Source organism: Streptosporangium subroseum, from assembly GCF_900188345.1.
In the GTDB taxonomy this organism is placed as follows: Bacteria; Actinomycetota; Actinomycetes; order Streptosporangiales; family Streptosporangiaceae; genus Streptosporangium; species Streptosporangium subroseum.
In genome coordinates, this window is the sequence record NZ_FZOD01000078.1 from 1 (window position 1) to 13,090 (window position 13,090).

Annotated in this window: 13 protein-coding genes; 8 read left to right on the forward strand and 5 right to left on the reverse strand. The window is 67.2% G+C overall.

Annotation, left to right across the window (positions count from 1 at the left end):
* From CHC08_RS41725 to istB, 3 genes are all read left to right on the forward strand, one after another.
* On the forward strand, positions 1-516 hold a 516-nt coding region (locus CHC08_RS41725; protein WP_218825742.1), incomplete at its 5' end, for a response regulator transcription factor.
* 332 nt (positions 517-848) lie between these two features.
* Complete coding sequence (istA, locus tag CHC08_RS41730; RefSeq protein WP_143653587.1) at positions 849-2,486, forward strand: IS21 family transposase; 1,638 nt, start codon at positions 849-851, stop codon at positions 2,484-2,486.
* Positions 2,483-3,274 carry an IS21-like element helper ATPase IstB gene (gene istB, locus CHC08_RS41735; RefSeq protein ID WP_089212925.1) on the forward strand — a complete coding sequence of 264 codons (792 nt, stop codon included), beginning with the start codon at positions 2,483-2,485 and terminating at the stop codon, positions 3,272-3,274. Before istA ends, istB begins: the two co-directional genes overlap by 4 nt.
* Positions 3,275-3,314: 40 nt before the next feature.
* Here istB and CHC08_RS41740 read toward each other — a convergent pair whose 3' ends face one another.
* Together CHC08_RS41740 and CHC08_RS41745 are read right to left on the reverse strand one after the other, a co-directional pair.
* Positions 3,315-3,686 (reverse strand): hypothetical protein, encoded by a 372-nt coding sequence (locus CHC08_RS41740; RefSeq protein WP_089212926.1) that lies wholly within the window; start codon positions 3,684-3,686, stop codon positions 3,315-3,317.
* Positions 3,687-3,815: 129 nt separating this feature from the next.
* Positions 3,816-4,631: an SDR family NAD(P)-dependent oxidoreductase gene (locus CHC08_RS41745; RefSeq protein WP_089212927.1), complete on the reverse strand. Its 816-nt coding sequence runs from the start codon at positions 4,629-4,631 to the stop codon at positions 3,816-3,818.
* A 46-nt stretch (positions 4,632-4,677) separates the two neighbouring features.
* Between CHC08_RS41745 and CHC08_RS41750 the strand changes: the two genes are divergently transcribed.
* Positions 4,678-5,106 carry a MarR family winged helix-turn-helix transcriptional regulator gene (locus CHC08_RS41750; protein ID WP_089212928.1) on the forward strand — a complete coding sequence of 143 codons (429 nt, stop codon included), beginning with the start codon at positions 4,678-4,680 and terminating at the stop codon, positions 5,104-5,106.
* A gap of 343 nt (positions 5,107-5,449) precedes the next feature.
* Here CHC08_RS41750 and CHC08_RS50165 read toward each other — a convergent pair whose 3' ends face one another.
* From CHC08_RS50165 to CHC08_RS41760, 3 genes are read right to left on the reverse strand one after another with little or no spacing between them, the layout of a single operon-like run.
* Positions 5,450-5,590: a hypothetical protein gene (locus CHC08_RS50165; RefSeq protein ID WP_179282519.1), complete on the reverse strand. Its 141-nt coding sequence runs from the start codon at positions 5,588-5,590 to the stop codon at positions 5,450-5,452.
* Entirely contained in the window at positions 5,590-6,627 is a 1,038-nt protein-coding gene (locus CHC08_RS41755; protein ID WP_089212929.1) for a phosphotransferase enzyme family protein, read from the reverse strand. The genes CHC08_RS50165 and CHC08_RS41755 overlap by 1 nt, the downstream gene beginning before the upstream one ends.
* A gap of 53 nt (positions 6,628-6,680) precedes the next feature.
* Positions 6,681-7,961 (reverse strand): helix-turn-helix domain-containing protein, encoded by a 1,281-nt coding sequence (locus tag CHC08_RS41760; protein ID WP_089212930.1) that lies wholly within the window; start codon positions 7,959-7,961, stop codon positions 6,681-6,683.
* Between the two features lie 168 nt (positions 7,962-8,129).
* Between CHC08_RS41760 and CHC08_RS41765 the strand changes: the two genes are divergently transcribed.
* The 4 genes from CHC08_RS41765 (at position 8,130) to CHC08_RS41780 (ending at position 12,547) form a co-directional block, all read left to right on the forward strand.
* Positions 8,130-9,080 (forward strand): NAD-dependent epimerase/dehydratase family protein, encoded by a 951-nt coding sequence (locus CHC08_RS41765; protein ID WP_089212931.1) that lies wholly within the window; start codon positions 8,130-8,132, stop codon positions 9,078-9,080.
* The gene (locus CHC08_RS41770) at positions 9,070-10,224 is read left to right on the forward strand and encodes an aminotransferase class I/II-fold pyridoxal phosphate-dependent enzyme (protein ID WP_089212932.1); all 1,155 of its coding nucleotides are present in this window, start codon (positions 9,070-9,072) and stop codon (positions 10,222-10,224) included. The genes CHC08_RS41765 and CHC08_RS41770 overlap by 11 nt, the downstream gene beginning before the upstream one ends.
* Positions 10,225-10,316: 92 nt before the next feature.
* On the forward strand, positions 10,317-11,351 hold the full coding sequence (locus tag CHC08_RS41775) for an MBL fold metallo-hydrolase (RefSeq protein WP_089212933.1): 1,035 nt from the start codon (positions 10,317-10,319) through the stop codon (positions 11,349-11,351).
* An 830-nt stretch (positions 11,352-12,181) separates the two neighbouring features.
* Positions 12,182-12,547 carry a PadR family transcriptional regulator gene (locus CHC08_RS41780; protein WP_089212934.1) on the forward strand — a complete coding sequence of 122 codons (366 nt, stop codon included), beginning with the start codon at positions 12,182-12,184 and terminating at the stop codon, positions 12,545-12,547.
* The last annotated feature ends 543 nt before the right edge of the window (positions 12,548-13,090 follow it).

Consider the following 13,090-nt stretch of genomic DNA (forward strand, 5'->3'; position numbering starts at 1 on the left):
GTGTTCGCCCAGTACGGCATGCGCCACCTGCTGATGATGACACCACGCATCACCGACGAAGACCTGGTGATCATTGGCTTGACCCGCAGACTCCACGACTTCTCCGACCGTGAAACTCGAGCTCTTCATCCCATTCGTGACCTCATCGCCACGGCACTGGACTACCAAGCCCAGATCACCGCAATTCAAGCCAAGATCAGCGCCAGCCTGCCCGCCGCCTCACTACGCCGATTAACCCTCACCGAACGCGAAAACCAGGTGCTCGCACTCATCGCCACCGGCCACACCAACGACCAAGCCGCCCGCCAACTCGGTATCAGCTCGCGAACCATCCGCAAACACCTCGAAGGCGTCTTCGGCAAAGCCAACGTCCACAGCCGCGCTGCCGCTGTCGCCTGGTGGATCCGCCAACCCCCTAGAAGAACTCAGGCACCCACCGGCCACGCCAGCCGGCGTCTGACCCCGCCATCTCGCACGACCGAGCCCTTGCCACCGGAACCATCCGGCCGAAATTGAACGTTAACGAGCGCCTTCCCAGTTCAGAGCCTTGACCACCGCTGGGCCTTCCACCGCAAGCCAGGGTCGGGTGAACTGGATCGCCTTTATGGGGTTCCAGTATCATCGGCGAAATTTCCAACGGATATGCAGGTCCGGAGCCCTTCTAAGGTTCGCCCTGGAAGACTCTTCACCGAGTGGTTCTGTAGGTGAATCCCGAGAGCGTTTGTTGGTCAGTTGCGACAGCGGAGCGCGCTGACCTGGGGCGATATCGCTGAGTTTTGGCAGCGCCGGAGGCCTTGCGGTGCGAGCATGGAGATGCTTGTCGGTGCAAGGGAGCGCCCGTGGCCAAGATGTCCAAGGTCGAGCTGTATGCGGCAATCCGTCGTGACGCTCGTTCGGGTATGGCCAGCCGGGCGTTGCAGCACAAGCACGGGGTGGGTTTCCGTACGGTTCAGCGGGCATTGGCGTCGGTCTGGCCGGAACCCCGGAAGAAACTGCCGCCCCGCAAAACCAAGCTCGATCCGTTCAAGCCGTTGATTGATCAGATGTTGCGGGTGGATCTGGACGCTCCTCGCAAACAGCGGCACACCGTGAAGCGGATCTTCGACCGGCTGGTCGATGAGCATGACGCGGTCGAGGTGTCGTATCCGATGGTTCGGGCCTATGTCGCCGCGCGGCGTCCGGAGATCAAGGTCGAGGCCGGCCGGGGCCCGCCGAACGCGTTCGTGCCGCAGTCTCATCAGCCAGGTGTCGAGGCGGAGGTCGACTTCGGCGACGTGACCGTGGTCCTGGCCGGTGAGCAGGTCAAGTGCTGCATGTTCGCGTTCCGGCTGTCTTATTCGGGCAAGGCCGTGCACCGAGTGTTCGCCTCGGGCGGTCAGGAGGCGTTCTTCGAGGGGCACGTCCACGCTTTCAGGGTGCTGGGCGGAATCCCGACGGGCAAGGTCCGCTACGACAATCTGAAGGCCGCGGTCGCTCAGGTGCTGGGGTTCTCCCGAGCCCGTGTCGAGACGGAGCGGTGGATCGCGTTCCGATCTCATCATGATCTTGAGGCGTTCTACTGCCAGCCGGGCATCGGCGGCGCTCATGAGAAAGGCGGCGTGGAAGGCGATATCGGCTGGTTCCGCCGCAATCACATGGTGCCGGTTCCCGAGGTCGGGTCGCTGGCGGAGTTGAACGAGATGGTCGATCTTTGGGATCTCCAGGATGAGGCCCGCCGGATCGGGACCAGGCCGCGGACGATCGGTGAGCACTTCGCCATCGAACAGCCGCTGCTGAAGGCGTTGCCGGACGAGCCGTTCGAGACCGGACTGCTGATGTCGTTACGAGTGGATCGCTACGCCCAGATCAGCGTCCGCACGAACCACTACTCGGTTCCGGTCCGTCTGATCGGCCGGAAGGTCCGGGTGATGGTCCACGCTTCCGAGCTGATCGTCTATGACGGCCAGGAAGAGGTCGCCCGGCACGAGCGGCTACTGGCCAAGGCAGGTTCCCGGCTGAACCTGGACCACTATCTGGAAGCGCTCGTCCGCAAACCCGGAGCGCTGCCCGGGGCGACGGCTCTGGAACAGGCTCGGGCCGCAGGACGGTTCACCCCGGTGCACGATGCGTGGTGGGCGGCAGTCTGCAAAGCCCACGGAGACCGGGACGGAACCCGGGCTCTGATCGAGGTGCTGCTGCTGGCCCGGCACATGAGCCACGAGCATCTCGTCGCCGGCCTGGCCAGCGCCCTACGGGCCGGAGCGCTGACCGCAGACGCCGTCGCCCTTGAGGCCCGCAAAGCGACCGAGGCCGACCAGCGTGAATCCCTCGAGCTGCCAAAGGAGCCCGCGAAGGCCGATACCGCGACGGTGACGTTCTTGACCGAACGGCGGATGGCCCATCTACCACCAGACACCCGGCCGCTGCCTTCAGTGGCGATCTATGACCAACTACTGCGACGCCGGCACCCTGGCGCTGAGCGTCCCGTCGAAGGAGAGGGCTCATGACCGTTCAACGCCACCGAGGTCTGACCGAGCAAGCCGCGCAGACCGCCGTCGAGCAGGCCTGCCGGATGCTCCGGCTGCCGACCATCCGCAGCCAGTTCCCCGACATCACCGAGGCCGCCACCCGCGAGCAGATGTCCTACCAGGCCTACCTCGCCGAACTACTGCTGGCCGAATGCGACGACCGCTCACGCCGCCGCTCCGAACGCCGGATCAAAGCCGCCTCGTTCCCGCGCGACAAGTCCCTGCGAACCTTCGACTTCGACGCCAACTCCACCATCGACCCGGCAGTGATCCACACCCTCGCTGCCTGCGAATGGGTGAAAAAGGGGCAGCCGCTCTGTCTCATCGGAGACTCCGGAACCGGCAAGTCCCACCTGCTCATCGCCTTGGGAACCGAAGCCGCCATGAAGGGCTACCGGGTCAAATACACGCTCGCGACAAAGCTGGTGAACGAACTCGTCGAGGCCGCCGACGACATGGTCCTCAACAAGACCATCGCCCGTTACGGACGCGTCGACCTGCTCTGCATTGACGAGCTCGGCTACATGGAACTCGACCGGCGCGGCGCCGAACTGCTGTTTCAGGTTCTGACCGAAAGGGAGGAGAAGAACAGTCTGGCGATCGCCTCCAACGACAGCTTCAGCGGCTGGACCAAGACGTTCACCGACCCTCGGCTTTGCGCCGCGATCGTCGACCGGCTCACCTTCGGCGGCAACATCATCGAGACCGGCACCGACTCCTACCGCCTCGCCCAGACCCGAGCCCGCCAAGGCGTAATTTCCAGCTGACCAGCGGATCCATCACGCAGCTGCCCGCGCGGTGCTTCGTTCACGAGTCCGTGCGTTGGAAGACCTGGCTGAACTCCTCCGATTCAACGAGCCCGACGATCACTTCAGTCATCGCCCGCAGACCGGGTTCACGGACGATCAGCCCATCAGAGCACCAAAAATACCGCCCGTCCTGGGCCTCGCCCGTCTCCGACCACCTGTCCATCAAACGCCCGACCTCGGCGAGAGTAAAGATCGTCGCACTCCAGGAGGAACCGTCACGCAACCGAACGAAGACGTCGATGTTACAGATCAGATCGATGTCCTTCTCATCGTCGAGCGCAAAGGACACCTCAAAGGCATCGGTCCGTACTCGATACCAGGGGCCGTCCCACCCATGAGACCACCCCGCCGGCCAGGTGCTGATCGTCATCGATCCACAGGTCCAATCACAGCTGACACAGTTCGCCATCGGTCCCGCGACCGCCTGGCCACAGTCTGGTGGAAAGCACTCGAAATCGGTGGCACAGCCCTGTCCGACCTAGTTGCCGAATCCCTACCGTCAATGGCTGTTTCGCCGTTCCTCGGCTCCTGCGTAGGTCGTGGTCGGGAATCGGCTGGAGAGCGTGTCGAACATCTGCTGTTCGGTGTGGAGGCGGTCGGCGATGCGCTCATCGGTGGTCATTCCGTAGCCGATCACCTGGGGCCCGCCGGTGAGTGCTCGGTCGATGCCCGCAAGGGCCGCGTCGCAGAACTCCTCCAGTGGCGCTCCGTGGGTGTTTCCGGGGCCGGCCAGTGCGGTGGCCACCGCCGGGGGCATGAGTTCGATGACCCGGCAGTTGGTGTAGGCGAGGGAGTGGCGCAGCGTCACGGTGTAGCTGTGCAACGCGGCCTTGCAAGCGCTGTAGAGCGGTGCGAAGGGCTGCGGGATGATCGCGCCGCCGGAGGTGACCTCCACGATCGCGGCGGGGCGGCCGTGCGCGAGCAGGACGGGAACCAGCAGATGGTCCAGGTGGACCGGCGCGGCGAGGAGGGTGTCGAGTTCGATCTGGCGCTCTGCCCACGGGGCGTCGTCCGCGGCCAGCGCGACGCGGCGCTGGATGCCGGCGTTGTTGATGAGGAGGTCCAGTTCGGGCATGGTCTCCCGGACGTGCCAGGCGAGCTTTTCCCGGTCAGCGGGATCGCTGAGGTCGCCGGCGAAGGTCTCCACGCCGGGATGCGCCCGCGCGACCTCGGCGAGCGAGCGTTCGGAGCGGCCGGTGATGAGCACCTGGTCTCCGCGAGCGAGGAGACGGAGCGCGAGACCGAGGCCGATCCCCCGGCTGCCACCGGTGATGAGGACGTGCCGCTGTTCGTGAGAACCATTTTGTGTTGTCATGTCAACACCGTAACAACGGTATGTTGACATGACAACACGAGGGTTGGTGGGCACCTTGCTGCTCGACGAGGACGAGATCGCACTCTGGCACGCGTTCAAGCGGGCCGCGGAGACCGTGCGAGCCCGGGTGGCCGCGGAGATCACCCGGGAGACCGGGCTCTCCGACGCCGATTTCGGGATCGTCACACGGCTCGATGACGCAGGTGGCCGTATGCGCCAAAACGAGCTCGCGGCGTCCATGGGCTGGCACCGCAGCCGACTGTCACACCAGCTCACCCGTATGATCGACCGAGACCTGGTGCGCCGTCTGGACGCCGACGGAAAAGTCACGGTCGAGATCACAGATACAGGCCGCGCCGCAGCCGCACGAGCTCGCCCAGTACACGCTGCCGCCGTCCGCGAAAAGCTGATCGCTCTCATCCCACCGGATCAACGCGATCGGCTGATCGAAATACTGCGCACCCTTGCGGTCTGACCCGAAGTCAACAGCTGTTCACATCTGGCTCCTCGGCATCCGGCGGGACCGCTGATCGTCTGGGTCAGACGGGTGGTCATGGCGGGCGAGCATCGCTTCCAGATCGGCTCCGGCCTCGGGGAACCATGGAGCAGCCCTTAGCGCTAAGGGCTGCTCCATGGTTCCCCGAGGCCGGAATCGAGAGCGAACCCTCACCAAGACCCAGCGCTGTCGAAACTCATCAACATTCCGCAGCCGACCACCCTGCGAGCGCTGTCTGAACCGACCGACAAGCGCTTCCAGAACTCCCCTACAAAGCCAACCGAGGCTCTGACCAGCATTTCCGTTGCCTTTGCGGCGATTACTACCGGTCCCCCAGGAGGCGTGGCGAGAAGGGCTGGCGCGCGGCGCCCGGTTCCTGGTCGACACCCCTGCCCGGGGACTGCCGGACGGTCAAATGCAGCGACTCCTCAACGAGGTGCGCGGCGGTCAGCCAGTCGTCCATCACCGGATGGTGAAGGTCTGCTCCACTAACTCCAGGTGGGTGCTCCACCACTCCAGCATGGCGCTCGCGGAGATGAACAGGTGATCACAGGAGGTGTCGTGTCGCTCGTAATGCCAGTTCAACTGCCACAGGTCACACATCCGCTCCCACCACAGGCGGCGCACCGCGTGCAGGACCTGCTCATCGCTCACCGAGATGACACCGCGGTAGGCGGCGACGAACGCCGCCGCCCGTCGCACATCCACCACGCCGGTGGTGGCGTCGCTGAAGATCAGCGTGACCGAGCGGGCCAGCTCGTAGGCGTAGGCGCGGCGCCGGCCCATGCGGTCCCAGTCCAGCACCGCCGCCACCTGCCCGCCCTGCCACAGCAGGTTCAGCGCGTGGAAGTCGCCGTGCACATACCCGGCCGGTTCCAGATCGGTACTGTCGTCAGGACGCAGATGATCCATGCTTTCCAGCAGTTCACGCTGGGCGTTGAGCTGGGTGCGGGCGAACCGGTCGAAGTCGTCCGGGTGGGGGCGCTCGTCGATCAACGCCTGGTAGCGGTCGATACCGGCTTTGGCTTTGGCCCCTTCCGGTACCCGGTGCTGGATCGCCCCGACTCCTTCGGGCAGCGCTTGGGCCAGGCCCGCGTGGATACGGCCCAGCAGTTCGCCGACCTGGCGGCACTGCGCAAGGCTCCACTGGGTTCCAGCAAAGTGCTCGCCGTCCACCCACGCCACAGCGGAGAACACCGCCTCGCCCAGGTGCAGCAGCGTCTGCCCGTCGGCCGTGGCCAGCGGGGCGGGAACCGGCAACCCGGCCGCGGCCAGCACGGCCGTGGTGCGGTGCTGGAAGAGGGCTTGGTCGGCGCTGACGTCCAGAACTTCCTTAACCGCGACGCTGACGGCGCCGACATCGACGCGCCAGTTGCGGTTCATCAGCCCTTCGGCGATCGCCGTGATGCCAGTGGGAGGGCCGAGCCCGAAGGATTCACACACCGTAGCCAGTACTTGCAGGTCGAGGGATGCGCTGACCGTTGACACGTTGTTCGCCACGGTTCCCTCCGGTCACACGGCTTGGCTCGCGCGGATCACAACGTCGCTGAGGGTTACCTCTGGCCGCCCAGGGCGGCCAGGCGCTGCACGCCCGTCACTTTGGGGTGACGTGCTGCCAACTCGGTGACGAGTTCGCGGATGGAGGGGCGCCGGATCTCGCCCGGAGCCTCACGGTACGCGGCCAACAGCGCCCGAGTGGTCTCTTCCGGTCGACCTGCCTGCCACCAGGCGCGCGCCATGTCGGTGTGCAGCCGCCCGCGCCGCTCAGCGGTCGGGAATTGGCCTGGGTGCAACCGCCGGCCGACGTGCAGCGCCGAGCCCGCGTCGCCGAGAGACCAGTGGATCCCCACCCGATAGAGCCCCACGCTGGCGGGAGTGACCGAGAATGGCGAGCCGGGGCGCACCGGCAGCCGCGCAGCGGCCTTCTCCGCGTCGGCGATCATATCCAGGGCGCGTTCCCGATCGCCTGCTTGGGCGGTCGTGTAGGCGCACGTGCACAGCATCTGCGCATACGCCGCGGCCTGGGCGGGCGTGGCCAGCCCGGTGGCCTCCAATCGGGAGGCGGCATCCAGCGTCACCCGATTGGCGATGGCGTGCCGTCCCTCGTGGCGCAGCACGATGCTGAGCGATCGGGCGGCGGCGGCTGTCGCGATCGGCGACCCCGACAGCGTGGCGTAGGCGGTTGCCCGGTCGGCGGTGATCCTGCTTGCCGGGGTGCCGAGCTTGTTCAGCGCCTCGGTGGCCAGGCTGTAGCACAACGTCAGCCGTGCGTAGCCGGCAGCGTCGTGGGCCTGCTCGGCGTTGGCGTGCGTCACGCTCATCAGCCGCGGGAGCCGGTCGATGAAAGGGGCTAGGTCTCCGGCGTCGAACAAGCGCCGCGCGCGAGCCAACTGTGCGGTGACCTCATCGGCCGTCGGCGCCGCGGACGGGTCGGGCAGCACGGCCAGCGCGTCGTCGAGTGAGGCCAGCATGTGCGCCGGGACGGCGAACCCCGCCGCAGCCATAAACGTACGACGTCGCATGGGATCCTCCTCGCGCTGGCCTGTCGCCACGGTAACCGACGCCGGGCCGCAGAACCCCAGAGCAGCACCGAGAACATCGGCGGGGATCCCCGCGGCCTCGGCGACCCGCCGCACCATGGGCAGATCGCTTGAGGCGCGCCGGCAGTTCTCCAGCCGGGAGATGGTCGAGGCGGAGTAGCCGCTGGCACGCCCGAGGTCTCCTTGGCGCAGTCCCCGAGCGTGGCGCGCAAACTTGATCATTCCGCCGATGTCCTTGGCGGCGATGAGGGACCGCACCCGAGCCGAGTCCCATAGTGCATCGCGTGCGTCCATGTCGCGCTCCTGCGATCACACAGAGGTGCCTCAAGGTTACGCCGACGGCCGCGAGCAACCAGGGCATTTGCACAATCTGCACACGATGTGCCGCATCTGAACGCCGGATAGGAGGTGGTCGTCTGGGGGTGTGTCGTAGGTCGCATCAACCCCCGCCAAGGAGATGTCATGCAGATCCTCATCACCGGTGCGGCCGGCTACATCGGAGCCCCCACCACCGCCCGCCTGATCGCCGCCGGACACACTGTCCGCGCCCTGGACACCCTGCGCTTCGGCGGCGCCGCCCTGCTCGGCGCCTACCCCACCGGACAATTCGAGCTCCTCCGCGGTGACATCCGCGATGCCGACACGGTCGGCCAGGCGCTGGACGGGGTGGACGCCGTCGTGCACCTGGCCGCGATCGTCGGGGACCCGGCGTGCGCCGCCGAACCTGACCTGGCCCGCCAGGTGAATCTGGAGGCGACCGTCGCCCTGCACGCCGCCGCCCGCCGCGCCGGGGTGGGACGGTTCATCTTCGCCAGCACCTGCAGCGTCTACGGCCACGGCGATAGCCTGCTGGATGAGAGCTCGCCTCTGGTGCCGCTGTCGCTGTATGCGCAGACCAAGGCCGAAGCCGAAACCCGCATCCTGACCCCAGGCGGTGAGATGGCCACCACCGCGCTGCGGTTCGCCACCCTGTACGGCCTCGCGCCCCGGATGCGCTTCGACCTGGTGGTCAACCTGTGGGTCCGCCAGGCGCTCACCCGGGGCGTGCTCGCGCTGCACGCCCCGCAGGCATGGCGGCCCCTGATCCACGTCTCCGACATCGCCGCAGCCGTGACCGCCGTCCTCGACGCCCCCACTGAGCGGGTCACGGGGCAGGTGTTCAACGTCGCCTCCGCCCGAGACAACCACCAGCTGTCCGCGGTCGCCGCCATGGTGGCCGAGGTGTGCGGCGACGTGCGCATCAACGTCGCTCCACTCGCGGGTGATGCGCGTAACTACCGGGTGAGCGCGGCCAAGCTGACGGCCGCCACCGGCTGGACGCCGGCGCGCACCCTGCGCCAGGGCATCGCCGAGATGGCCGGCGCGCTGTCGGCCGGGGTCATCGAGGTCGAGGGGATGCGCCGTGCAGCCTGACCCGATCCCCTGGTGCGCCCCTGACGTATCGGGCAACGAGCGCCGCTACCTCACCGAGGCGGCCGCCGCCGGGCAGGTCGGCCCGGCCGGGACGTTCCTTGAGCGGTTCGAGAGCGACGTCGCCGCCGCGGCGGGCACCCGGCACGCGGTCGCCACATCCAGCGGCACCACGGCCTTGCACATCGCCCTTCTGGTCGCGGGCGTCGCACTGGGAGATGAGGTGCTCGTGCCGGCCTGGACGTTCGTCGCCACGGCGAACGCGATCCGGCACGCGGGGGCCCACCCCATCGTGCTGGACATCGAGCCCGATCACTGGCAGCTCGATGTCGCCCAGGTGCGGCAGTTCCTTAACGAACGCTGCACGCTCGCCGGCGGGCGGCCGGTCGATGTCCGCACCCGCCGGCCGGTGGCGGCCATCGTTCCGGTCCACCTGCTGGGGCATCCGGCCGATCTGGACCCGCTGCGCACGGTGGCGGCCGACCGCGGCCTGGTCGTGGTCGAGGACGCCGCCCAGGGCCTGGCCGCCACCTACCACGGGCGTCCGGTCGGCTCCGGCGGACTCGCCATCACCAGCTTCAACGCCAACAAGCTGATCACCACCGGCGGCGGCGGCGCGATCGTCACCGCCGACCCCGACCAGGCGGCCCGCGCCCGCTACCTCATCAACCAGGCGCGCGAGCATCCGGTGGAATACCGCCACGGAGAGGTCGGCTACAACGCCAGGATGTCCAACCTGCACGCCGCCGTCGGCGTCGCGCAGATGGAACGGCTGTCGGCCTTCGTCGAGGCCAAGCGTCGCATCCACGATCGCTACCGGCAGGCGCTCGGCGACCTGCCCGGCGTCACCTTCCAAACCCAGGCGCCCTGGGCCCGCGCCACCCGCTGGTTCACCACCGTCCTGATCGACAGCGACCGGTTCGGCATGACCGCCCGAAACCTGCGCGAGCGCCTGGGTGCGGCCGGCATCCACGCGGGCCCGCCCTGGACGCCGCTGCACCTCACCGGCGCACATCGAGGCTGCGCGCCGTGGCCGTGCCCGGTCGCCGAGCGGCTCGGCCGCACAGCCCTGCACCTGCCTTGCTCGACCACGCTCAGCACCGAGCAGCAAGACCGTGTCATCGATGCCATCCACCAGGCGGCCTGAGCACCTCTGCATGCCCGGCACGTCCGGCGGCCACAGGGTCGCCGGGCGTGTCGCCGCGGTCGACGGCGAGACCGGTCGGCAATACTCGGCGGGTGCACCACGACGACACCACCGCAGACCTCGCGCGGCAGCTCGACGCCGCCTCCGATGAGGAACTGCTCGCCATCCTCGCCGAGGCCGACGCCGCGGACGAGGCGATGCACGCCTCCCCGCCGCGGCTCGGCTCCGCCCTGCCCGTAGCGCCTGGGGCAGTGGAGATCACCCTGCTCGGCGGGCTCGGGTGCAGGTACGGGATGCTCGCGGGAGGCGCCGGCGGGCTACTCGTTCGGACCGCGCATACCTGCGTGGTGATCGACCCGGGACCGGCGGCGCTCGACTGGCTGGTGCGGCTGGCCCAGGCAGGCCACTTCGACTTCGCCGCGCTGGACGCCGTGCTCGTCAGCCACTTTCACCCTGACCACTACGTGGACGTGATCCCGTGCCTGGAAGGCGCGATCAGCGCACGCACCCGCCCGGGCCGCCCCCTGCTCGCGGGCAACACCACGGTCATGCAACGGTTCGCCGCGTTCTCGCCCTACCATCTGAGGCAGGTCGACGCGGTGACGCTGACCCACCCGGCCGGCGATGGTGACGGGGAGCCGACAACGAAGATCGGCGACCTGGTGGTACACGCCACCCCGACCCTGCACGTGGAAGAAGCAGGACGCAACCGCACCCCGATCGGGTTTGCCCTGGACACCCCCGGCGGCGGGATCTGGCACACCAGCGACACCAACCTCTACGACGGGCTCACCGACGCCGTCACCGCGATCCTCCCCGACGTCACGCTCGTGATCGCACACGCCGATGCCACCAACGTGAACGCCCCGCCCGAACGCGCCGCGCTCTGCCACCTGCAGACCCGCGACGTCCTCACCATCACCGAAGCACTGAGGCCCGGCCACGTGCTCATCCAGCACTACGACGCCGCCTACTCCAGCCAGCGCTACCGCATCGCTCAAGCCACGTGGCTCCAGCGGCGCCTCGACGCCGCCGCCCTGCCCACCCGGATACTCGCCGGGGCTGGCGGGCTGCAGCTCACTCTTGCCGAGGCGGCCCTGTCCCACCACACGATCCCCCTGGCATGACCGAAAGCCGCACCGGGGGGCGCAGTACCGGCGACCTCGCATAATCGGCCCTCATCGCTCAAAGGCCTTGCCATGGGAGCTCCGGGCGCGTTCGAGAATTTGGAGGCGGGCATCGTCGGCGTGGTGTCGGCCGATGGCTGGGAGATGAAGGGCTCTTATTGTCGCGACGGTGGCCAGTCCTCTGAACATGTGACTGGCCACCGTCGCTACTTCTGGGGTCCTACAGCGACGTCAGAGACGCGGGAACCACGGAAGCGCGGCCAGGTCCAGTCCGGACGCGACGGCCACCATGATCACAATTGTGATGACGATCGTCCGAACATGACGCCCCCACGCACCGGGGACCTGGCAAGGCCGGTTTTGTCACCAGCAGGACAGACATGCCTGTCCTGCTGTCACCTGGTCCGCCGTGCAGGTGGCTCATACCGTGTCGGAACATGAGCCGCCGGGTACGAGTCAGAGCACACTTTCGAACCCGGCGGGACGGCACTCGGTTCAGGGTTCGGGCGCATGACCGCACGATTCCTGCGATAGCGACGGCCGGGGGCGGTTTGATTGCCGCGATCATCGTCGCTGTGATCCTGGTCAACGCGTTCAGCGGTTCATCTACAGCCGACCCCTCGCCGACGGTTCCAGCACAGCTGGAGACGGCTCCGCCTCCAGAACCAATGACCGAGCCACCACCTCCGGAACCAACGTGATCGTGTCGAACGATGCGACACGATCACGTTGGCTGAGGTCGAGCTGATCGATTTCGAACTCCGTTGCCGCACTCAATTGTCGGGGTGAGCTGATTTACTTCCATAGACCCCCTATCTAGAGTTGCAAGCATGGGACGTTCCCCCTTCCGCCTCACCTTGCAGACGCTGCTGGTGCTACGCGTTCTACTCGATGATCTGGGCGAAGAGCACTATGGCCTGGAGCTCGCCGCGAAGACAGGGCTGCCGAACGGCAGTATCTATCCGATCCTGGCTCGTCTGGAGCGCGCAGGATGGGTCGACAGTGATTGGGAGGACATCAACGAGGCTGCCGAGGGGCGCCGCCGCCGCCGCTATTACCGGCTTACAACTCGCGGTGCGCTGAGTGCCCGTGAGGCTCTCGCTTCGGCCGCGCAGGCGCTCACACCTGCTGGTGACGAAGTCATTGCGAGCCAGGTTAGCCCTCGTCACGGCGACACCGAGAGGCGGCTTGGATGAGCGGCTGGCTCGTCGGTCTTGTGGCAGCGGCTAGGAACGCGGTGATGATGCCGCTAGTCGTTGAACTCATCAAAGAACAGACGCCGCGTATCGCCTATCAGCTTGTTCGAGTTACTGCCCAGCTGCTGCCTGCGGCGCATCGTGACCGGTACGCCTGTGAGTGGGCCGCGGAACTGGACGAGCTGGCCGGAAAGAACGTGACGCAGCTGTGCTTCGCGTTTACGCGTTCTGGCGACCGCCCCGGCGACTCACCGCGCGCTCGCGTTCGGCGACTCCTATATCCGCTTCGTTGAGCGGCTGGGATTCGTCCTTAGCCGGCAGGTGCTCGCGAAGGTGCCACGCGCTGCGCGCCGTGGCAGGACTGCGATGTATGAGTGGTACTGGCGGCAGGTGGTCACGGTGGGCGAGCTCCTGCTGAGGTGGGTACCTGGCTGCTGGGAACTGTCGCTGATGGTGGTGGTGTACCGAAAAGGCGAGCCGAGTACGGTAGATGAGTTCGCCCGAAGCGTGGCGGAACCGAATGTCGTGTACTGGACTGGCCAT